Below are 20,401 nucleotides of genomic sequence, written 5' to 3' on the forward strand. Positions count from 1 at the left end.
GGCCTCTGACACTAGACTCTGCGCATGGCTGATGAGGCGGTGACGGGTGCGTCCCGGTTGGTGACCGGGCCCGAACAACCGCGCCTTCGGATGCGGCACCGTCTGGCCCGCCTGGGGGCGGTGCAGTCGAAGTCCGCGGTGCTGGACCCCTGTTCCGGATCGTCAGGTCAAACCACCCCAAGGCAGATCTCACGCTCATCGAGCGCGCCTACCGGACGGCCGACCACCACCACGAGGGGCAGACCCGCAAGTCGGGGATCCTTACATCACGCACCCGCTCGCGGTCGCGACCATTCTCGCCGAGCTCGGCATGACCGAACCCGTGCTCGTTGCCGCGCTGCTGCACGACACGGTGGAGGACACCGCCTACTCGCTCGAGGCGTTGCGTGCCGACTTCGGTGACGAGGTCGCCCACATGGTCGACGGCGTCACGAAGCTGGACAAGCTGACCTACGGCGAGACCGCGAAGGCCGAGACCATCCGCAAGATGATCATGGCCACCAGCGAGGAGGTCCGCGTCCTCGTCATCAAGCTGGCCGACCGCCTCCACAACATGCGCACCCTCGGCTATCTGAGGCCCGAGAAGCGGATCCGGATCGCCACCGAGACGCTCAACATCTTCGCCCCACTGGCCCACCGCCTGGGCATGAACACCATCAAGTGGGAACTCGAGGACCTGTCGTTCGCGACCATCGAACCCAAGGTGTACGCGGAGATCGTCGACATGGTGGCGCAGTCGGCGCCCGGCCGCGAGCGCTACCTGCGCGAGCTGATCGCCGAGTTCCAGAAGCTGCTCGCCGACGCGAAGATCCGGGCGACCGTCTACGGCAGGCCGAAGCACTACTACTCGATCTACCAGAAGATGATGGTGCGCGGCCGGGACTTCCGCGACATCTACGACCTGATCGGGCTGCGGGTCCTCGTCGACGACGTGCAGGACTGCTATGCGGTGCTCGGCGTCGCACACGCGGGCTGGAAGCCGATCCCGGCCGGTTCAAGGACTACATCGCCGGCCCGAAGTTCAACATGTACCAGTCGCTCCACACCACGGTGCTCGGCGCGAACAACGAGCCCATCGAGTTCCAGATCCGCACCCACGAGATGCACCGCAGGCCGAGTACGGTGTCGCGGCCCACTGGAAGTACAAGGAGGATGTCCGCAGCGGCGTCTCCCCGGAGGACGCGGGCCTGAAGGCCATGCACCAGCTGGGCGTGATGAGCAAGGAGACCGAGGACCCGAGCGAGTTCCTCGACTCTGTGCTCTTCGAGATCAACTCCGACGAGATCTATGTGTTCACCCCAAGGGCGAGGTGATGGCGCTGCCCGTCGGCGCCACCCCGGTCGACTTCGCGTTCGCCGTCCATACCCAGGTCGGCTACCGCACCATCGGGGCAAGGGTCAACGGCAGGCTCGTCTCGCTGTCGACCGCACTGCAGCAGGGCGACAAGGTGGAGATCCTCACGTCGAAGGCCGAGGGCGCCGGCCCCAGCCGCGACTGGCTCTCGTTCGTCGTGTCGTCGCGTGCCCGGCAGAAGATCCGGCAGCACTTCTCGCGGGAGCGCCGCGACGAGGCGATGGAGCAGGGGAAGGACACCCTCGCCCGCGACCTGCGCCGCACCGGCCTTCCCATGCAGCGGCTCCTGACGTTGGAGAACCTGACCGCGGTGGCCAACGAGCTGGGTTACAAGGACGTGCCCAACCTGTACGTCGCCATCGGCGAGGGACAGGCCGGGGCCCAGAGCGCGGTCGAGAAGCTGGTCCAACTGCACGGCGGTGAGGAGGAGACGGTCGACACCGTCACCGAGGACGTCGTGGTGCGTCAGCGCAGGCGCCCTGTCAGCGACGGCGCCCACATCCTTGTCGACGGCGATGACTCGGTGGTCGCCAAGTTCGCCAAGTGCTGCTATCCGCTTCCCGGCGACGAGATCGTCGGTTTCGTCACCCGGGGCGACGGCGTGTCCGTGCACCGCGCCGACTGCACCAACGTGCCGGCGCTGCGCAAGGAACCGGACCGGCTCGTGCCCGTCTCCTGGTCGGGCCAGGAGAAGGGCACCATGTTCGTGGTGACCATCCAGATCGAGGGCCTCGACCGGGCACGGCTTCTCTCCGACGTCTCCTCGGCGCTCTCCGAGCAGCACCTGGACATCCTGAGCGTCAACATCTCCACGAACAAGCACCGCCAGTTCACGGGCAAGTTCACCTTCGAATCGGCCGACCCCACCCACCTGCAGCACGTCATCAACCAGGTCCGCCGCGTGCCCGGTGTCTACGACGTGTTCCGGGTCACCGGCTGACCACACCACAGACGAGAGGGCGCGCATCGCCGAAGCGATGCGGGCCCTCTCGGTTCCTGGAACTACTTGGTGAACTCGCTGAGCGTCTCACGCGCCTGGTCGAGCCAGCTCGTGTACGTCTCGATGGAGCGGGCCGCATCCTTGGCCTTGCGGGCCTCGCCCTTGGCCTCGGCCGCGGTGAGGTCGGCCTGCAGCTTCGCGATCTGCGTCTCGAACATCGCGACCGTGTCCTCGGCACGCCTGCGCGCCTCCGGATCGGTGCGGCGCCACTCGTCGGCCTCGAGCTGGGCGATCTTCTCGCCGATGGTGCGGACCCGGCCGTCCAGGTCGCGCATCGCCGCGCGCGGGACGTGCCCGAGGTCGTTGTACTTCTCCAGGAAGGCGCGGTGGATCTTCTTGGCGGCCTCGATGTCGGTCACGCCCTCGAGGTCGTTGGTGACCTGCTCGACGAGCGACTGCTTCGCCGCCAGGTTCTCGGACTGCTCCCCGTCGACCGCGCTCTGCGCCGTGGTGCGGGCGTCGAAGAACCGGTCCTGGATCGCGCGGAAGCGGGTCCACAGCGCGTCGTCGTCGGAGCGACGGGCGCTGCCGGCGGCCTTCCAGCGGGTCATCAGGTCACGGAACGCCGCGGAGGTCGCCCCCAGTCGGTCGAGTCGGCAAGCGGCTCGGCCTCGGCGATGATGGCCTCCTTGGCCGCCTTCGCCTCGTCGCGGCGGGAGTTCAACTCCGAGAAGTGTGCCTTGCGACGACGCGTGTACTGCGTGCGCGCAGAGGAGAACCGGTGCCACAGTTCGTTGTCTGTGGTGCGGTCCACGCGGGGGAGCGCCTTCCACTCGTCGAGCAGCACCCGGAAGCGGTCGACACCGCCGCGCCAGTCGTTGCCCTGCGACAGCGTCTCGGCCTCGACGACCATGGCCTCCTTTGCGGCGACCGTCAGGGCATTCTGCTCGGCGCGGGCGGCCTTGCGGGCCTCGATCTGCGCCGGGAGCACCTCACCCAGCGCGTCGAGCCGCCTGCCGAGCGACTCGAGATCGCCCACCGCGTTGGCGTCGGTGATGGTGGTGCGTGCCGCGGCGATCGCGTTCTTGGCCTCCTCCGGCGACATCGCCTGGGCCGCGACGCGCGACTCGAGAAGGCTCACCTCCGCCGCGAGGTTCTCGAAGCGGCGGACGTAGAACGCCATGGCCTCTTCAGGGTGGAGTCGGGGATCTGTCCGACACTTCGTTCGATGCCACCCGTGATGACGTAGACCGTGCCGTCGGGATCGACACGTCCGAAATCAGAGGGCGCTTGCGGTTCGCTCATGGCACCAATCTAGCCGGATAGGCTGGCCTTGTGCTCATCCAGCCCATCACTTTGTCCCCTGGCAGTCGAACTGTTATCTTGTGCGCCGCGACGCGGAGGCGGTGGAGGCCCTGATCGTCGATCCGGGCGTCACCGCCGCCGGGGCGCTGAGCGGCCTCCTCGAGGACACGGGGCGCGGCCGGTGGCGCTGCTCGCGACGCACGGACACTTCGACCACATCGGCGACGCCCACCTGCTGGCGGCGCGCCTCGGCATCCCCTGTACCTGGCCGCGGCCGACCAGCACCTCGTCACCCGCCCCGGCGCGGGCCTCGGCCCCACGGAGACGCGATGGTGGAGCGCCTGACCGGTGCAGTCGACGCGCCTGCGGTGGCCGACGTCCGCGACTACACGGCGCCCTTCGAGGCGGCCGGCCTGACCGTCGTACCGTTCGCCGCCCCGGCCACACCGCCGGATCAACCCTGCTCAGCGTCTCCGACGGTGAGGTGGGCGTCGTGTTCACCGGCGACGTGCTCTTCAGCGGGACCATCGGGCGCACCGATCTGCCCGGCGGTAACATGACCGCGATGCGCGAGACACTGACGCGCATCGTGGGGGAGTTCCCCGGCACCGCGACGCTCCTCCCGGGCATGGCGGCCGACCGACCTCGCCACCGAGATCGCCTCCAACCCGTATCTTCAGCCAGAGACCCTGTGAGGACCAGTTATGCCACGCCCCAGGCCGCTCAGCGGCTTTCCCGAGTTCCTGCCCGCCGGTAGGTTCGCCGAACTGGCGGTGCTCGACGTCGTCTCGTCGACGTTCGAGCTGCACGGCTTCGCGCCCATCGAGACCCGCGCCGTCGAGCAGTTGGAGCAGCTCTCCCGCAAGGGCGAGATCGACAAGGAGATCTACGTGGTGCGTCGGCTGCACGCCGACGCCGGCGATGCGGACGAGCTCGGCCTCCACTTCGACCTGACCGTGCCGTTCGCCCGCTACGTGCTGGAGAACTCCGGGCACCTCGCCTTCCCGTTCCGCCGCTACCAGATCCAGAAGGTGTGGCGCGGCGAGCGCCCCAGGAGGGCAGGTACCGCGAGTTCACGCAGGCCGACATCGACATCGTGGGCCAGGGCAGCCTCGCGGCGCACCACGACGTCGAGATCCCGCTCGTGGCCATCGACGTGTTCGAGAAGCTGCACCGCGACCTCGGTCTTCCTCCGGTCACGCTGCACGTCAACAACCGCAAGCTGTCGGAGGGCTTCTACCGGGGCCTCGGCATCGACGACCCCGCCGCCGTCCTCCAGCGGGTCGACAAGTACGACAAGATCGGCCCGGATGCCGTGCGGGAGCTGCTCACCGCCGAAACCGGGCTGAGCCGCTCCCAGGCCGACGCCTGCGTGGCGCTCGCCGGCATCGCCTCGGCCGACGAGTCCTTCGTCGACGCTGTGCGGGCCCTCGGCGTGGAACACGAGCTGCTCGACACCGGCCTCGAGGAGCTCGCAGCGCTGATCCGCGTCGCCGGGCGCTCCGTGCCCGACCGGGTGCTGGTGGACCTCAAGATCGCCCGCGGCTCGACTACTACACCGGCACCGTCTACGAGACGCTGCTGCGGGGCTCCGAGAGGCTCGGTTCCGTCGCCTCCGGAGGCCGCTATGACTCGCTGGCCAGCGACGGGAAGACCACCTTCCCCGGCGTCGGCTACTCGTTCGGCATCACCCGCATCCTCGCCCTCTGATCGGGAAGGGTGCCCTCACCGCATCGCGCAGCGTTCCCAGCGCCGTCCTCGTCGCGGTCGACAGCGAGGAGACCCGCGAGCAGGCCATCGGGTGGCCGGCGCGCTGCGCTCCCGCGGCATCCCCGTCGAGGTGGCCCGAAGGCCGACAAGTTCGGCAAGCAGATCCGCTACGCCGAACGGCGCGGCATCCCGTTCGTCTGGTTCGGCGCCGGCCACGACGACTCGGTCAAGGACATCCGCTCCGGTGAGCAGACCCCGGCCTCGCCCTCAGAGTGGTCCCCGCCTGCCGAGGACCTGTCGGTCACCGTCCACGCATGACCACCCTCGGGATCATCGGGGCGGGCAAGCTGGGCACGGCCATCGGCCGCCTCGCCCTCGAGGCGGGGCACGCGGTGCTGCTCACCGGGTCGACGCGCCAACCGATGCTCGCCCTGATCATCGAGACCGTGCTGCCGGGTGCGCGCCTCGTCTCCGAGGCCGACCTGATCTCCGCGGCGGACATCGTGGTGCTCGCGGTGCCGTTCGGTAAGGCGGGCAGCATCGATTTCCCGGCGCTGACCGGCAAGGTCGTCGTCGACGCCATGAACGCCTGGGACGCGGCGGGCGGGCACCCCGAACCCGGCTGGGACGGCACCACCAGCTCGCTGATCGCCTCCCGCAACCGGTCGATGCGGCTGGTGAAGTCGCTCAACCACATCTCCTACACCGACCTGACGGCCGACGCCCTCCCGGCGGGCACCCGCTGCGGCGGGCCGTCGGCGTCGTCTCCGACGATGCCGCCGCGAGGGCCGAGGTCGCGCGCCTGATCGACAGCCTCGGCTTCGACCCCGTGGAGGCTCCCGCGCGGCGTCGCGCTGCCTCGAACCCGACTCGCCGCTCTTCGGTGCGCCCGTCGACGCCGGGTCGCTCAGGGCGGCATTCGCGGCGGCGCTGTAGAGTGGGCCGCTGCTGAGCTGCACCGTCTATGCAGCCGGAACTGAAAGGAATACCGTGATCCGCACTCACGAAGCCGGAGCGCTGCGCGCCTCCGACGTCGGCCAGGAAGTCACGCTCGCCGGGTGGGTGGCCAAGCGCCGCGACCATGGCGGCGTCGCCTTCATCGACCTGCGCGACGCCTCCGGCATCTGCCAGATCGTCGTCCGCGACGAGTACCTCGCCTCCGCGGGCATCCACGACCTGCGCAACGAGTTCTGCATCAAGGTGACAGGTGTCGTCGATGCCCGCACCGCCGAGAACGTGAACCCCAACATCCCCACCGGCGAGGTCGAGGTCGCGATCCGCGAGCTCGAGGTCCTCAACGCCGCCGCGCCGCTGCCGTTCCAGATCGACGAGCGCACCAACGTGGGGAGGAGGCCCGCCTCAGGTACCGCTACCTCGACCTGCGCCGCCCCGCCAGCACGACGCGCTTGTGCTGCGCTCGAAGGTAACGAAGGTGATCCGTGACGTGCTCGACCGGCACCGCTTCTACGACATCGAGACCCCGACCCTGACCCGCTCGACGCCCGAGGGCGCCCGCGACTTCATCGTCCCGGCCCGCCTCCACCCGGGTAAGTGGTACGCCCTGCCGCAGAGCCCGCAGCTGTTCAAGCAGTTGCTGATGGTCGGCGGCATGGAGCGCTACTACCAGATCGCCCGCTGCTACCGCGACGAGGACTTCCGCGCCGACCGGCAGCCCGAGTTCACCCAGCTCGACATCGAGATGAGCTTCGTCGACCAGGACGACGTCATCGCGCTGGCCGAGGAGGTCATGGCCGAGTGCTGGAAGCTGATCGGCGTCGACATGGTGGCCCGCTGCAGCGCATGACGTGGCACGACGCGATGAACAACTACGGCTCCGACAAGCCCGACCTGCGCTTCGACCTGTTGATCCGTGAGCTGACCGACTACTTCTCCGGGACGCCGTTCCGTGTCTTCCAGTCGGCCTACGTCGGGGCGTGGTCATGCCCGGCGGTGCCTCGCTGCCGCGCCGCCAGTTCGACGCCTGGCAGGAGTGGGCCAAGCAGCGCGGAGCGAAGGGTCTCGCCTACATCACGGTGCAGGACGACGGCACGCTCGGCGGCCCCGTCGCCAAGAACATCAGCGAGGCGGAGCGCGACGGCATCGCCGCGGCCATGGACGCCAAGCCCGGCGACGCGATCTTCTTCGCGGCAGGCGCCCGCGAGGCCTCGCAGGAGCTGCTCGGTGCCGCCCGCCTCGAGATCGCCCGCCGCACCGGCCTGATCGACGAGAACGCATGGAGCTTCCTCTGGATCGTCGACGCCCCGATGTTCAAGTCGACCGCCGACGCGGAGGCCTCCGGTGACGTGGCGCTCGGCCACGGCAACTGGACGGCCGTGCACCATGCGTTCACCTCGCCCAAGCCCGAGTCGATGGACACCTTCGACACCGACCCCGGCTCCGCGCTCAGCTACGGCTACGACTTCGTGTGCAACGGCAACGAGGTGGGCGGCGGCTCGATCCGTATCCACCGCCGCGACGTGCAGGAGCGCGTTTTGAAGGTGATGGGCATCTCCGAGGATGAGGCGCAGGAACAGTTCGGGTTCCTCATCGACGCGTTCCAGTTCGGGGCACCGCCGCACGGCGGCATCGCCTTCGGTCTCGACCGGCTCGTCATGCTGCTCGGCGGATTCGAGACGATCCGCGACGTCATCGCCTTCCCGAAGAGCGGCGGCGGGTTCGACCCGCTGACCGAGGCTCCCGCCCCATCACGGTGCAGCAGCGCCGCGAGGCCGGCGTCGACGCCAAGCCCGAGAAGAAGGAAGAGCCGAAGGCCGAGGCCGGCGCGAAGGCCTGACCGACCGCAAACGCGCTCGGCGGCGGCGGGAGGATCCCCACCGCCGCCGATCGGCGTTTCCGGGCCGCCTCAGCCGAGCGCGACCCGCGGGTCGCGGTGGGGCGCAGCACCAGCCACAGCACCGAGGTCGCGACCAGGGCACAGGCCAGCATCGACGTACCCATCGGCACGGCGCTCGTCATGGGCACCAGACCGATCAGCGGCCCGACCGCCGAGCCCACCACCTGGGTGGTGGCGCCCATCAGGGAGGCAGCGGTGCCGGAACGCTCCCGGTGGTTCTGCAGCACGAGCAGCTGTGTGCAGGGCGCCGAGGAGCCGAACCCGAACGTGAACATGAACAGCGCGGGACCAGTGGCAGATAGCCGACGTCGGCGGCGTTGACGGCGAGCACGGCGAGCGCGGCGGCCACCATCAGCGTCGTCGACGCGATGAGCACACGGGGGCGCCGATGCGCTGCGCAGCCCGGCTGCCGAGCTGCACCCCGATGAACACGCCGCACGAGCAGATCGCGAACACGGCACCGAAGCCGCGCGCGCTCAACCCGTAGACGCTCTGCAGCAGCACCGAGGAGCTCGCCACATAGGAGAACAGGCCGCCGAATGCGAATGCGGCCACCAGGATGCCGCCCAGCGACGTCCGGTCACGGGCGACCAGCCCGAAGCCGTTCAGCAGTTCGCCCAGGCCGCCCGGGTCCGCTGGGCCGGGGCCTGGTTTCCACCGTCATCACGAGCACCAGGGTCACCACGAGGGCGCCGTAGCCAGCCAGCCCCCAGAAGATGCCGCGCCACGGCATGAAGCTCACCATCCACGACCCCACGATGGGCGCGATGATCGGCGCCAGGCCGGAGATGAGCGCGAGCCTGGACAGCATCACCACCAGCGGGCGCCCGCTGAACAGGTCGCGCGCCATCGCCATTGCCACCACCGAACCGCCCGCGGCCCGATGCCCTGCAGCACCCGCATCGCGGTGAGGAACCCGACGCCTGGGCGACCGCGACCAGCACGGACGACACGACGTGCAGCGTGGAGCACACCACCAGCGGCCAGCGGCGGCCGAGCCGGTCGCTGAGCGGCCCGACGATCAGTTGTCCGAGGGCGAACCCGAAGGTGGTGGCCGACAGGGTGATCTGGATCTGCGCGTCGGTCAGCGTCCACTCGTCCTTGATGACGGGGAAGGCGGGCAGGTACAGGTCGATGGTGAAGGGGCCCAGCCCCGTCAGGAGACCCAGAGTGACGATGATGGCGATGCGACGACGGCGCGAGTAGCGCCGTCCGAGGTCAGATTCCATGGTGGTGGCGCCGCCCGGGATAGTTGTGTGATGGGACGAATGGAGATGCTATGCCGGTTTTCAACCATCTCCAAGCTGAGGGCAGCGGGTACAGTGACGGGCGTGTCGACCGACCTCTTCGGAAACCCCGATCCGACCCCGCCCAGCGGGGTGGCTCGCTGAGCGACGCCGCCAACCCTCAGGCGCCGCTCGCGGTGCGGCTCCGACCCCGCACCCTCGACGAGATCGTGGGGCAGCAGCACCTGCTCGCGCCCGGCTCGCCGCTGCGCAGGCTGGCCGACGGCCAACCCATGTCCGTGTTCCTGTGGGGCCGCCGGGCGTGGGCAAGACCACCATCGCCTCGGTCGTCTCGCAGGCGACCCAGCGCCGCTTCGTCGAGCTGTCCGCCGTCACCGCGGGAGTGAAGGAGGTGCGCGCCGAGATCGAGGAGGCCCGCCGCCAACTCGCCCGGGGCGCGCCACGGTCCTCTTCGTCGATGAGGTGCACCGCTTCTCGAAGGCGCAGCAGGACGTGCTGCTCCCTGCCGTGGAGAACCGGCTGGTCACCCTGATCGCCGCGACCACGGAGAACCCTTCGTTCTCCGTGATCTCACCGCTGCTGTCCCGCTCGCTGCTGCTGCGGCTCCAGCCACTGACCACCGACGACCTGATCGACCTGCTCCAACGGGCCCTGACCGACACGCGCGGACTGCGCACCGCGGCAGGGGAGCAGCTCAGCCTCGACGAGGCGGCCCGGGACATGATCATCCGGCTCTCCGGGGAGACGCGCGGCGCGCCCTCACCTACCTTGAGGAGTCCGCCGCGGCCACCGACGCCGTCGGAGGCACCGCGATCGACCAGGCCGCCGTCGAGTCGTCCGCCGACCGGGCGGCCGTGCGCTACGACAGGGACGGTGACCAGCACTACGACGTCATCTCCGCCTTCATCAAGTCGATCCGCGGCTCCGATGTGGATGCCGCCCTGCACTACCTCGCCCGGATGCTCGAGGCGGGGAGGACCCGCGCTTCGTCGCCCGGCGCCTCATGATCTCCGCCTCCGAGGACATCGGCATGGCCTCCAGCGGTGTGCTCCAGACCTGTGTGGCCGCGGCCCAGGCCGTCCAGCTGCTCGGGATGCCCGAGGCCCGCATCACCCTCGCCCACGCCACGGTCGCGGCGGCCACCGCACCCAAGTCGAACGCCGCATACGTCGCCCTCGACAAGGCGATCGCAGACATCCGGAGGGTAAGGGCACAGGCGTTCCCGCTCACCTGCGCGACGCGCACTACTCGGGGCGAAGAAGCTCGGCCACGGCGAGGGATACCGGTACCCGCACGACTTCGAGCACGGTGTCGTCGCCCAGACGTACCTGCCCGAGGACCTCGAGGCCGCCCGGTACTACGAGCCGACGGTCAACGGGCAGGAGGCGGTCATCGCCGAGCGTGTGCGGCTGCTCCGGGGCCTGCTCGGGCGCGACTGAACCGGTGGCGGGACGGGCAGGTACCGCCCGGGCATGCGGGTACACCGCCTGCTCATTCCGCGGCGGGTCGGCTACAGTTGCGCGCATGACCGTTGGTGAAATCGCTGGCCTGATCGCGGCCGTGGCGCTCTGCGTCTTCGTCGCGCTCGCGGCCGTGCCTCTGTTGAAGCTCGGCCGGACCCTCGACGAGGTGCGCCTGGCCGTGCGCGACGTCGGAGCAACTCGGTGCCGATCCTGCAGGAGCTCAAGGGCACCGTGGTGGCGGCCAACGACGAGATCGGCAAGCTCAGCGTGGTCACCGAGGACGCCTCCAAGGTGTCCGGCCACGCCACCGTGGTCAGCGAGAACGCCGCCCAGCTGTCGACGCTTTTCGCCGCGACACTCGGCGGCCCGCTGGTCAAGACCGCGGCCTTCACCTTCGGGTCCGGCAGGCGCTCAGCGGCCGGAAGAAGGCCAGGAAGTGAAGCACCTCTTCTGGATCCTGGTCGGCGCGGGCCTCACCCTCTTCGTGGTGCTGCGCGGGAAGGAACTCCTCCACCGGCTGACGCCCGCCGGCGTCGCCCAGCAGGTCGAGAAGAAGGGCATGAGACCGCCGCCAGCTTCGGTGACTTCATGGCCACGTTCCGCGCCTCGATGGCCCAGCGGGAGGCCGAGCTCCGCCGCGAGCTGAACATCCCCGACAACGACTGATCCTCACAATCTTCCATTCGCAAGGAAACCTCTGATGAAGACCTCCGAGATCCGGAGCAGGTATATCGACTTCTTCGTGCGTAACGGCCACGTGGACGTGCCCAGCGCATCGCTGCTGTACAACGATCCCACTCTGCTGTTCGTCAATGCGGGCATGGTGCCGTTCAAGCCGTACTTCCTGGGTGATGAGCCGGCCCCGTTCGCGCGCGCCGTCTCCGCGCAGAAGTGCGTCCGCACGCTCGATATCGACGAGGTCGGCAAGACCACCCGCCACGGCACGTTCTTCCAGATGCTCGGCAACTTCTCCTTCGGTGACTACTTCAAGGAGGGGGCGATCACCTTCGCGTGGCAGTTCGTCACCTCGAGCGAGGAGGACGGCGGCCTCGGGTTCGACCCCGGGAAGGTGTGGGTCACAGCCCTGCACGGGATCAGGAGACGATCGACCTCTGGTTGAAGGTCGGCATGCCGCGCGAGCGGATCCAGGAACGCGGGCTGAAGGACAACTACTGGCACATGGGCGTTCCCGGCCCCGGGGGACCCTGTTCGGAGATCTACATCGACCGCGGCCCCGAGTTCGGAGCCGACGGCGGCCCAGAGGCCGACGAGGACCGCTTCCTCGAGATCTGGAACCTCGTGTTCCAGCAGGAGGAACTCTCCGCCGTCCGCGCAAAGGACGACTTCGACGTGCTGCGCCCCTACCGTCGAAGAACATCGACACCGGCGCCGGCCTGGAGCGCATCGCGTTCCTGAAGCAGGGCGTGAACAACATGTACGAGATCGATGAGGTCTTCCCCGTCATCCGGAAGGCGGCCGAGCTGTCGGGCCGGCGCTACGGCGACGACCCCACCGACGACGTCCGCTTCCGGGTGGTCGCCGACCATGTGCGCTCCTCCCTGATGCTGATGACCGACGGCGTCACCCCGGAAACGAGGCGCGCGGCTACGTCCTTCGCCGGCTGCTGCGCCGCGTCATCCGCGCCATGCGCCTGCTCGGCGTCACCCAGCCGGTGCTCTCGGAGCTGCTGCCGGTGTCACGCGACCTGATGCGCGTCTCCTACCCGGAGATCGACGCCGCCTGGCCCGGGTCGCGGAGTCGGCCGAGGCGGAGGAGAATGCGTTCCGCCGCACCCTCCAGTCCGGCACCGTGCTGTTCGAGTCCGCCGTCGAGGGGCCCGTGAACAGCACGCCACCGCCCTCCCGGCGACAAGGCCTTCCAGCTGCACGACACGTACGGCTTCCCGATCGATCTCACCATGGAGATGGCGGCCGAGCAGGGGCTCACCGTCGACCGGGCACAGTTCGATGCCCTCATGCGGGAGCAGAAGGATCGCGCCCGCGCCGACGCAAAGGCGAAGAAGGGTGGGGCCGCGAGCCTCGAGGCCTACCGTGAGCTGCGTGAGGCGGGTGAGGTGCCGTTCCTCGGCTACACCGACCTCGACGTGTCCACCGTCGTGCGCGGCATCGTCGCCGACGGCGTGTCCGTCGACCGTGCCACCGATGGGACCACCGTCGACATCGTGCTGCGCGAGACGCCCTTCTATGCGGAGTCGGGCGGCCAGGACTCGGACCGCGGCGTGATCGTCGGCGACGGCTTCAACCTCAACGTCATCGACGTGCAGCGGGTCGTGCCCGGGCTCGTCGTGCACCGCGTCGAGGTGCTCGGAGAGCTCGGCCTCGGCGCCGACGCGCGGGCCACGGTCGACGCCGTCGCCCGGCACGGCTCGCAGCAGGCCCACACCGCAACCCACATCGTGCACGCAGCGCTGCGGGAACTGGTCGGCCCGACCGCGACCCAGGCCGGCTCCTACAACAAGCCCGGCTACATGCGCTTCGACTTCTCCTCGACCCACGGCCTGAGCGACCAGCTCAGGGCCGAGATCGAGGGTCGCGCCAACGAGGCGATCGGCGCCAACTATGCCGTGACGGCCCGGGAGATGCCGCTCGAGGATGCCAAGGCGCTCGGTGCCATGGCCATGTTCGGGGAGAAGTACCCGCCGATCGTGCGGATGGTCGAGCTGGCAGGCCCCTGGTCGCGTGAGCTCTGCGGCGGCACCCACGTCGGCACCACCGCCGAGATCGGCATGCTCAACCTGCTGAGCGAGTCGTCCATCGGATCGGGCGTGCGTCGCGTCGAGGCGCTCGTCGCGGGCGACGCGTTCGCCAGGTTCGCGGCGGAGCGGGCCCTCGTCAACACCCTCACCGACAGCCTGCGGGTCCAGCCCGACCAGCTCGTCGGGCGCGTCGAGCGGCTCATCTCGCAGCTGAAGGACGCCGAGAAGCAGATTGCGAGGCTGAACGCCGAGAAGCTGCTCGCCGGTTCCGCCCAGCTCGTGGAGCAGGCCGTCGACGTCGGCGGCGTGCGCTACCTCGGCGTCGCGACCCCGGGCGTCGGGGCGGCGAGCTTCGCACCCTCGTGCTCGACCTGCGCGAGCGGCTCGGCTCCGGCCCTGCCGTGGTGGCACTCGTCGGCGGGGTCGACAAGCCGACCGCGGTTGTGGCCACCAACGAGGCCGCCCGCGGCCTCGGCCTGCGTGCCGGTCAGCTGATCGGGCTCGCCAGCGCGGCCCTCGGCGGCAAGGGCGGCGGCAAGGACGACCTGGCCCAGGGCGGCGGCACCGACGCCTCGGCAGCCCCGGCCGCGCTCGCGGCCGTCCGCGGAGCCCTGGAGACGCGTGGCTGACGGGGCACGGCTCGGCATCGACTGGGTAAGGCACGGATCGGGTGGCCGCCGCCAACCGCGGCACCACGTTCGCCTACCCGGTCGAGACCGTCCCGGCAGGGTCCGGGAACAGCGGCGCCTCGTGGTGCTGGTGGAGGAGTACGGCGTCGACGTCGTCTACGTCGGACTGCCGCTCACCCTCGCCGGTGAGCGGGGCATCGCAGCGAACTTCGTGGAGGAGAAGGCGGCCGCGCTGGCCGGTGCGATCGCACCGGTGGAGGTGCGTCTCGTCGACGAGCGGATGAGCACAGTCTCGGCGTCGCGTAGCCTTGGTAGCGCCGGGCGTCGCGCGCGTCAGCAGCGCAGCGTCATCGATCAGGCCGCCGCCGTCGAGATCCTGCAGCGGGCGCTCGACGCCGAGCAGCGCGACGGTGGACCTGCAGGCGAGCGTGTCGAGAAGGAGGAACGGTGAGCCCAGCGTTCATTGACAATGACGGGCGGCTGAACTGGCGCAAGATCGCCTACCACGGCCGCAGCGTCTTCGCCGTGCTGCTCGCGGCGGGCATCCTCTTCGGTGGCGGCTGGTTCGTCTACTCCAAGGCCAACGACGCGTATGTCACGTGGCGCACCACGGACGACTACATCGGGAGGGCACCGGCGAGAGCGTCGAGATCCTCATCCCTCGCGGCGCCACCTCGACGCAGATAGGCGACATCCTCACCGAGGCGCAGGTCATCAAGTCCACCCGCACGTTCCGCAAGGAGGTGCAGAGCAGCGGCGCCGCCAACGAACTGCAGTACGGCAGGTACAAGCTCGTCAAGCAGATCCCGCGGAGACCGCGCTCAAGATGCTGCTCGATCCCGCGAACAAGGTCAACCTCTGGGTCCTGTTCCCGAGGGAACCACGCTCGCGGAGCAGCAGCAGATCACCGCGAAGGCCACCAAGCTCCCACTCGACGAGGTCGTGGCCGGCGCGGCAGACACCAGCATCTTCAAGCTGCCTGACTACGCGCTCGGCAAGCTCGAAGGTTCCTGTTCCCGTCCAAGTACGCCGTCTCGGAGCCCCTGTGCCGGCGTGGATCTACGCCACCCAGATCGGCCAGTTCAACCGGATCGCCGAGGAGCTCGGCCTGGAGGCCGGCGCGGAGGCCCTGGGCAGACCCCGCTCGCGGTCGTGACTACCGCTTCCATCATCGCCTCGGAGGTGACCAAGCCCGAGGATCAGCCGATGGTCGCGTCGGTCATCTACAACCGGCTCGCCCAGGGCATGATGCTCGAGATGGACTCGACGGTGCACTACGCCGTCGGCAAGTCCGGCAAGGTCACCACCACCGCCGAGGACCGGGCAGACCCGTCGCCGTACAACACCTACATGCACAAGGGACTCCCGCCGGGTCCGATCAGCAACCCGGGCCGGACGGCGCTCGCGGCGGCGCTCAATCCGGCCGACTCCGACGCCCTGTTCTTCGTGACGGTCAACCCGGAGACCGGCGACACCCGGTTCGCCGCCACCCTCGAGGAGCACAACGCCAACGTCGCCCTGTTCCGGCAGTGGTGCTCCGCGAACCCCGGCAGCTGCTGATGCTCACCGGGTCGTGGGCGATCCCGCGGGCCACTCACTCTCGCCCGCGATCCACCGCGCCGGCTACGCCGCGAACGGGCTCGACTGGAGCTACGACGCGTACACCGTCGCGCCGAACGACCTGGCCGCGTTCGTGCAGGCCAGGATCGACGACCCGGCGTGGGCGGGGCTGAGCGTGACGGCGCCGCACAAGGAGGCCATCCTCGCGTTCGGGGCCGCCGACGAGCCGAGCCGGCTCGTCGGCGGCGGCAACACGCTCGTGTTCGGCGCGGATCCGACGGTCCACAACACGGACGTGCCCGGCTTCGTCCGCGCATGGCGGGCCCATGGGCTCGAGGCGCCGCGCAGCGCTGCGATCCTCGGCAACGGGGCCACCGCCCGCTCCATCGTGCTCGCCCTCGCCGGGCTCGGGACCCGGGAGATCGTGGTCCTTGCCCGCCGGCCCGAGCGTGCGCGGTCGCTCACCGACCTTGCCGGGCTGCTCGGCATGACCGCCGAGGTGCGGCCGCTGGCAGAGCGGCCCGACCACGTCGACCTCCTGGCCAGCACGATCCCCGCCGCCGCGGCCGCCCCGCACGCAGGGCGGCTCGCAGGCTCGGCCGGCGCGGTCTTCGACGTCGTCTACGACCCGTGGCCCACCCCGCTCACCGCCGCCGCGGAGGATCACGGCCTGGTGGTGCTCAACGGGCTCGACCTGCTCGCGGGGCAGGCCGTCGACCAGTTCCATCTCCTGACGGGTCGCCGGGTCACCTTCGAGCAGTGCCGTTCGGCTGCCGGTCGCGAACTGAGCCGACGCTCCGCACTCTGACACAATGTCGGACATGCTTCGATACCTGACCGCCGGGGAGTCCCACGGCCAAGCCCTGATCGCCACGATGGAGGGCATTCCCGCCCACGTGCGCGTCGGGGTCGACGAGATCGCCGAGAACCTGCGCCGCCGCCGGCTCGGGTCGGGCGTGGCGCGCGGATGAAATTCGAGGCCGACGCCGTCACCCTGCTCGCCGGTTTCCGGCACGGTGAGACCCTCGGCTCACCCATCGCCATTCAGGTCGGCAACACCGAATGGCCCAAGTGGCAGCAGGTGATGGCGCCGGGGAGGTGGATGAGGAGACCCTCGCCAGCCTCGCCCGCAACGCCCCGCTGACCCGTCCCGCCCGGGCACGCCGACCTGGCGGGCATGCAGAAGTACGACTTCGACGAGGCCCGTCCCATCCTCGAGAGGGCATCGGCCCGTGAGACCGCGGCCCGCGTCGCGCTCGGCACCGTTGCGCAGGCGTTCCTGCGCCAGGCGCTCGGCATCGAACTGCTCAGCCACGTGGTCGAGCTCGGCCCCGTCCGCGCCACCAGAGAGGATCTTCCGACCAGGTCCGACCTCGCGGCCATCGACGGGGATCCCGTCCGCTGCTTCGACCGGGACGCCTCCGTCGCCATGCAGGCGGAGGTCGACGCATGCCACCGCGACGGCGACACCCTCGGTGGGGTCGTCGAGGTCGTGGTGTGGGGCCTGCCGCCAGGCCTCGGATCCCACTCGCAGGGCGACCGCCGCCTGGACGCGAAGCTCGCCGGGCCCTGATGGGCATCCAGGCCATCAAGGGTGTCGAGGTCGGAGACGGCTTCGAGCTGGCCCGCACCCGCGGGTCGCTCGCCCACGACGAGATCCTGCCCGGGAGTCGGGCATCCGACGCGCCTCGCACCGCTCCGGCGGCACCGAGGGCGGCATGTCGACAGGTGAGGTGCTGCGCGTGCGCGCCGCCATGAAGCCCATCGCCACCGTCCCGAGGGCGCTGCGCACCATCGACACGGCCACCGGGAGGCCGCGGCCGCGCACCACCAGCGCTCGGATGTCTGTGCGGTGCCCGCGGCGGGTGTGGTGGCCGAGGCCATGGTCGCTCTCGTGCTCGCCGAGGTGGCGCTCGAGAAGTTCGGCGGCGACTCCGTCGGGGAGACCCGCCGCAACCGTGACGCCTACCTGGAAGATGTCGCGGCACGGGACTGGAGATCGGCCGATGAGCATCGTCCTGATGGGGCACCCGGGGCAGGCAAGTCCACCGTCGGCAAGCGGCTGGCCAAGCGCCTCGGCCGGACCTTCGTCGATGTGGACAGCCGCATCGAGGAGGTGGTCGGCAAGCCGATCGCCGAGATCTTCGCCGATGAGGGCGAGGCCCACTTCCGTGCCCTCGAGCAGGAGGCCACCATCGAGCTGCTCGGCTCGCACGACGTGGTTGCGCTCGGCGGAGGGCTGTGATGAACGAGGCGATCCGGGACGCGCTCGCCGGTCACGAGGTGATCTGGTTGAAGGTCTCGATCGGTCAGGCCAGCCGCCGCGTCGGGCTCAACACGGTGCGCCCGCTGCTGCTCGGCAACGTCCGCGGGCGCCTCATCGAGCTGCTGCGCGAGCGCACCCCCGTCTACGAGGCGATCGCCACCCAGATCGTCGAGACCGACGGGCGCGGCTCCTCCGAGGTCGCGGACGAGCTGGCGCGTGAGCGCGGGTGGGAGCCCGGGCAGTGACCGCCACCGTCCGCGTCGCCTCCGCGATGGGCCCCTACGATGTCGTCGTCGAATGCGGGCGCTGGGCCGGCTGCCCGGCCTGATCGGTGACGCCACCAGGGTCGCGGTGATCCATCCTGCCCGCTGGGAAGGCTCGCGGGCCGCGTCGCGGAGCTCGCGGGGTGCCCGCCACCCTGATCGCGGTGCCCGACGCCGAGGCCGCCAAGACCCCTCATGTGCTGGCCGACTGCTGGGACGCGCTCGCCGCGGCGGGATTGACCCGCAACGACCTCGTGATCGGGGTCGGGGCGGCACCACCACCGACCTCGCCGGGTTCGTCGCCGCCAGCTGGCTGCGCGGCGTCGCGTACGTCTCGGTGCCGACGTCGGTGCTCGGCATGGTCGACGCGGCCGTCGGTGGCAAGACCGGCATCAACCTCGCGGCCGGCAAGAACCTCGTCGGCGCGTTCTACGAGCCGCGCGCCGTCCTGTGCGACCTGGCGCTGCTCGACTCCCTGCCCACTGCCGAGGTCGCCTCGGGACTCGCCGAGGTCGTCAAGTGCGGCTTCATCGCCGACCCGGCGATCCTCGACCTGGCGACCGCCGACCTGACCGACTGCCTCGACGTCACCGGCGACCGGTTCGCCGAGCTCGTGACGCGGGCCATCCGGGTCAAGGCGACCGTCGTCGCCGCCGACCTGACGGAGCGGACCTCATCTGGCGACCGCGTCGGCCGGGAGGCCCTCAACTACGGCCACACGCTGGGACACGCGATCGAGAAGCACGCCGGGTTCTCCTGGCGGCACGGCCAGGCGATCAGCGTCGGCATGGCGTGGATGGCGCGCGTCTCGCGTGACCTGCTCGGGCTCGACGGCGCCACCGTCGACCTGCACGACCACCTCCTCGGGGCCTCGGCCTGCCGCTCAGCTACCCGGCCCCTACACCGACCTGCGCCCCATCATGAGCCTGGACAAGAAGGCACGGGGATCCTCGCTCCGGCTGGTCGGCCTGCGGGAGGTGGGCCGCGTCACGCTGCTTGCAGCGCCCGACGAGGGAGTGCTCGCCTCGGCCTACGCGTCGCTGTGGTGACCATGGATTTCGACAGCGGTGATGTCATCGCGCGCGAGTCGCGCCGCTTCGCCGACGTGCTCGCCTCGGTCGCCTCGGATGCCCGGTGCCGAGCTGCCCCGGCTGGTCGGCGGCCGACCTGCTCTGGCACCTCACGGAGGTGCAGCTGTTCTGGGCGGCGGTACTCGCCTCCGGTGCCACCACGGACGAGCAGGTCCACGCGATCGAGGAGCGGCAGCCGGTCAGGCCCGCCCGGCGCGCCGAGGCGCTGGCGCGACGCGAGCGGGCGACCGAGGACCTCCTCGCCGCCCTGCGCTCCGGCCCGCTCGACGCCCCGCCTGGAGCTGGTTCGCGCCCGACCAGACGGCCGGCTTCACCGCTAGGATGCAGCCGCACGAGGCCACCATCCACCGGGTCGACGCCGAGCTCACCGCAGGGCTTCCCGTCACCACGATCCCGCCGGCGGTGGCGGCGGCGGGGATCGACCACGTCCTCGACGTGATGTGGAACTGGGTACCCGCGGAGGCGCGGCGCACCGACCTGGGGGTCGTCGAGCTCCGGCCCACCGACTCCACCGCCCGCCTCGCCCGCGTCTACCGGTGGACGGGGAGGCGTGGGCACCGACTTCACCGATCAGATCGGCGGAGGTCGCGCACCCGAGGACGCGCGGCCGACCGCCACCATCGAGGGGCCCGTCCACGAGCTGGACCTGCTGGTGTGGTCCCGACCCGCGGCCGTCACCCGATCGGGCGACCCAGAGCTGTTGGCGGCCTTCGACGAACTGATCGCCTTCGGCATCCAGTAGCAGGGTCGGCCGGACACCGGCCACGCATGCAATAGGGTGTGCCGCATGGAAGAGGTCTTCCGCCTGCTGGGTGGAGCATTGCGCCTCGACCCCGCCATGTTCGCGCGCGTCGACGACCAGCCACTCACCTACATCTGGCCCGCGCTGGGGGTCGCGCTGATGGCGGCCGCCTCGACGATGCTGGGCAGGTGGCCGTGCTGCTGCTCAACCGCATCCGTGGCTGGCGGCTCGCGACGAGTCTGCTGATGGGCGCCGTCCTGAT

19 protein-coding genes and 11 pseudogenes are annotated in these 20,401 nt (G+C 70.2%); 25 read left to right on the top strand and 5 right to left on the bottom strand.

What is annotated here, in order from left to right; genetic code table 11:
* Positions 1-24 precede the first annotated feature (24 nt).
* Positions 25-2,293, top strand: a pseudogene (locus G7085_RS21540) (RelA/SpoT family protein).
* Positions 2,294-2,355: 62 nt separating this feature from the next.
* Here the strand turns inward: G7085_RS21540 and G7085_RS21545 are convergent.
* Positions 2,356-3,598: pseudogene (locus tag G7085_RS21545) on the bottom strand (DUF349 domain-containing protein).
* A 28-nt stretch (positions 3,599-3,626) separates the two neighbouring features.
* Between G7085_RS21545 and G7085_RS21550 the strand changes: the two are divergent.
* From G7085_RS21550 to aspS, 4 genes and pseudogenes are all read left to right on the top strand, one after another.
* Positions 3,627-4,355, top strand: a complete 729-nt coding sequence (locus tag G7085_RS21550) for an MBL fold metallo-hydrolase (protein WP_269451945.1) — start codon at positions 3,627-3,629, stop codon at positions 4,353-4,355.
* A pseudogene (hisS, locus tag G7085_RS21555) lies at positions 4,303-5,626 on the top strand (histidine--tRNA ligase). The gene G7085_RS21550 and the pseudogene hisS overlap by 53 nt, the downstream one beginning before the upstream one ends.
* A complete protein-coding gene (locus G7085_RS21560; RefSeq protein WP_197512497.1) occupies positions 5,623-6,114 on the top strand; it encodes an NADPH-dependent F420 reductase in 492 nt (163 codons plus the stop codon). Before hisS ends, G7085_RS21560 begins: the two are co-directional and overlap by 4 nt.
* Before the next feature lie 184 nt (positions 6,115-6,298).
* A pseudogene (gene aspS, locus G7085_RS21565) lies at positions 6,299-8,102 on the top strand (aspartate--tRNA ligase).
* A gap of 241 nt (positions 8,103-8,343) precedes the next feature.
* Here aspS and G7085_RS21570 read toward each other — a convergent pair.
* The 4 genes and pseudogenes from G7085_RS21570 to G7085_RS35970 all read right to left on the bottom strand — a co-directional run.
* Complete coding sequence (locus G7085_RS21570; RefSeq protein ID WP_197512500.1) at positions 8,344-8,514, bottom strand: hypothetical protein; 171 nt, start codon at positions 8,512-8,514, stop codon at positions 8,344-8,346.
* Complete coding sequence (locus tag G7085_RS21575) at positions 8,514-8,717, bottom strand: hypothetical protein (RefSeq protein WP_197512502.1); 204 nt, start codon at positions 8,715-8,717, stop codon at positions 8,514-8,516. Before G7085_RS21575 ends, G7085_RS21570 begins: the two co-directional genes overlap by 1 nt.
* Positions 8,718-8,742: 25 nt before the next feature.
* Positions 8,743-9,018 (bottom strand): MFS transporter, encoded by a 276-nt coding sequence (locus tag G7085_RS35965; RefSeq protein WP_408647238.1) that lies wholly within the window; start codon positions 9,016-9,018, stop codon positions 8,743-8,745.
* A gap of 76 nt (positions 9,019-9,094) precedes the next feature.
* Positions 9,095-9,391: pseudogene (locus tag G7085_RS35970) on the bottom strand (MFS transporter); the annotation flags it as partial.
* Positions 9,392-9,710: 319 nt separating this feature from the next.
* Here G7085_RS35970 and G7085_RS28485 point away from each other — a divergent pair.
* The 20 genes and pseudogenes from G7085_RS28485 to G7085_RS21650 all read left to right on the top strand — a co-directional run bounded on the left by G7085_RS28485 (position 9,711) and on the right by G7085_RS21650 (position 20,385).
* Positions 9,711-9,941 carry a hypothetical protein gene (locus G7085_RS28485; protein ID WP_331715868.1) on the top strand — a complete coding sequence of 77 codons (231 nt, stop codon included), beginning with the start codon at positions 9,711-9,713 and terminating at the stop codon, positions 9,939-9,941.
* A 265-nt stretch (positions 9,942-10,206) separates the two neighbouring features.
* Positions 10,207-10,416, top strand: a pseudogene (locus G7085_RS28490) (hypothetical protein); the annotation flags it as partial.
* Positions 10,413-10,848, top strand: a pseudogene (locus tag G7085_RS28495) (AAA family ATPase). The pseudogenes G7085_RS28490 and G7085_RS28495, both read left to right, overlap by 4 nt.
* A 225-nt stretch (positions 10,849-11,073) precedes the next feature.
* The gene (locus G7085_RS21590; protein ID WP_197512505.1) at positions 11,074-11,538 is read left to right on the top strand and encodes a hypothetical protein; all 465 of its coding nucleotides are present in this window, start codon (positions 11,074-11,076) and stop codon (positions 11,536-11,538) included.
* Positions 11,539-11,572: 34 nt separating this feature from the next.
* Positions 11,573-11,992, top strand: coding sequence for an alanine--tRNA ligase-related protein (locus tag G7085_RS31475; protein ID WP_269451946.1), 420 nt, complete (start codon positions 11,573-11,575; stop codon positions 11,990-11,992).
* Positions 11,989-12,288 (top strand): alanine--tRNA ligase-related protein, encoded by a 300-nt coding sequence (locus tag G7085_RS31480; protein ID WP_269452252.1) that lies wholly within the window; start codon positions 11,989-11,991, stop codon positions 12,286-12,288. Before G7085_RS31475 ends, G7085_RS31480 begins: the two co-directional genes overlap by 4 nt.
* Positions 12,285-13,612: pseudogene (locus G7085_RS21595) on the top strand (alanine--tRNA ligase-related protein); the annotation flags it as partial. The gene G7085_RS31480 and the pseudogene G7085_RS21595, both read left to right, overlap by 4 nt.
* 338 nt (positions 13,613-13,950) lie before the next feature.
* Entirely contained in the window at positions 13,951-14,217 is a 267-nt protein-coding gene (locus G7085_RS28500) for a DHHA1 domain-containing protein (RefSeq protein WP_331715869.1), read from the top strand.
* Positions 14,210-14,668 (top strand): Holliday junction resolvase RuvX, encoded by a 459-nt coding sequence (ruvX, locus tag G7085_RS28505; RefSeq protein WP_331715870.1) that lies wholly within the window; start codon positions 14,210-14,212, stop codon positions 14,666-14,668. Before G7085_RS28500 ends, ruvX begins: the two co-directional genes overlap by 8 nt.
* A complete protein-coding gene (locus G7085_RS21605; RefSeq protein ID WP_197512507.1) occupies positions 14,665-14,904 on the top strand; it encodes a hypothetical protein in 240 nt (79 codons plus the stop codon). The genes ruvX and G7085_RS21605 overlap by 4 nt, the downstream gene beginning before the upstream one ends.
* A 139-nt stretch (positions 14,905-15,043) precedes the next feature.
* The gene (locus G7085_RS21610) at positions 15,044-15,373 is read left to right on the top strand and encodes a hypothetical protein (RefSeq protein ID WP_197512509.1); all 330 of its coding nucleotides are present in this window, start codon (positions 15,044-15,046) and stop codon (positions 15,371-15,373) included.
* Positions 15,370-15,777, top strand: coding sequence for an endolytic transglycosylase MltG (gene mltG / locus G7085_RS21615; protein ID WP_197512511.1), 408 nt, complete (start codon positions 15,370-15,372; stop codon positions 15,775-15,777). Before G7085_RS21610 ends, mltG begins: the two co-directional genes overlap by 4 nt.
* Positions 15,778-15,790: 13 nt before the next feature.
* Positions 15,791-16,585 carry a shikimate dehydrogenase family protein gene (locus G7085_RS21620; RefSeq protein WP_197512513.1) on the top strand — a complete coding sequence of 265 codons (795 nt, stop codon included), beginning with the start codon at positions 15,791-15,793 and terminating at the stop codon, positions 16,583-16,585.
* Positions 16,586-16,598: 13 nt separating this feature from the next.
* Complete coding sequence (locus G7085_RS33505; RefSeq protein ID WP_331715871.1) at positions 16,599-16,748, top strand: chorismate synthase; 150 nt, start codon at positions 16,599-16,601, stop codon at positions 16,746-16,748.
* Positions 16,745-17,535, top strand: a pseudogene (gene aroC / locus G7085_RS31485) (chorismate synthase). The gene G7085_RS33505 and the pseudogene aroC overlap by 4 nt, the downstream one beginning before the upstream one ends.
* Positions 17,496-18,288, top strand: a pseudogene (locus G7085_RS31490) (chorismate synthase). The pseudogenes aroC and G7085_RS31490 overlap by 40 nt, the downstream one beginning before the upstream one ends.
* Positions 18,289-18,340: 52 nt before the next feature.
* Positions 18,341-19,108: pseudogene (locus G7085_RS35975) on the top strand (3-dehydroquinate synthase family protein); the annotation flags it as partial.
* Between the two features lie 332 nt (positions 19,109-19,440).
* On the top strand, positions 19,441-19,836 hold the full coding sequence (locus tag G7085_RS35980) for a maleylpyruvate isomerase N-terminal domain-containing protein (RefSeq protein ID WP_408647157.1): 396 nt from the start codon (positions 19,441-19,443) through the stop codon (positions 19,834-19,836).
* A 111-nt stretch (positions 19,837-19,947) separates the two neighbouring features.
* A complete protein-coding gene (locus G7085_RS21645) occupies positions 19,948-20,139 on the top strand; it encodes a hypothetical protein (RefSeq protein WP_197512515.1) in 192 nt (63 codons plus the stop codon).
* Between the two features lie 45 nt (positions 20,140-20,184).
* Positions 20,185-20,385, top strand: a complete 201-nt coding sequence (locus G7085_RS21650; RefSeq protein ID WP_197512517.1) for a hypothetical protein — start codon at positions 20,185-20,187, stop codon at positions 20,383-20,385.
* Positions 20,386-20,401 lie beyond the last annotated feature (16 nt).

It is taken from the genome of Tessaracoccus coleopterorum (assembly GCF_011174705.1).
In the GTDB taxonomy this organism is placed as follows: Bacteria; Actinomycetota; Actinomycetes; order Propionibacteriales; family Propionibacteriaceae; genus Arachnia; species Arachnia coleopterorum.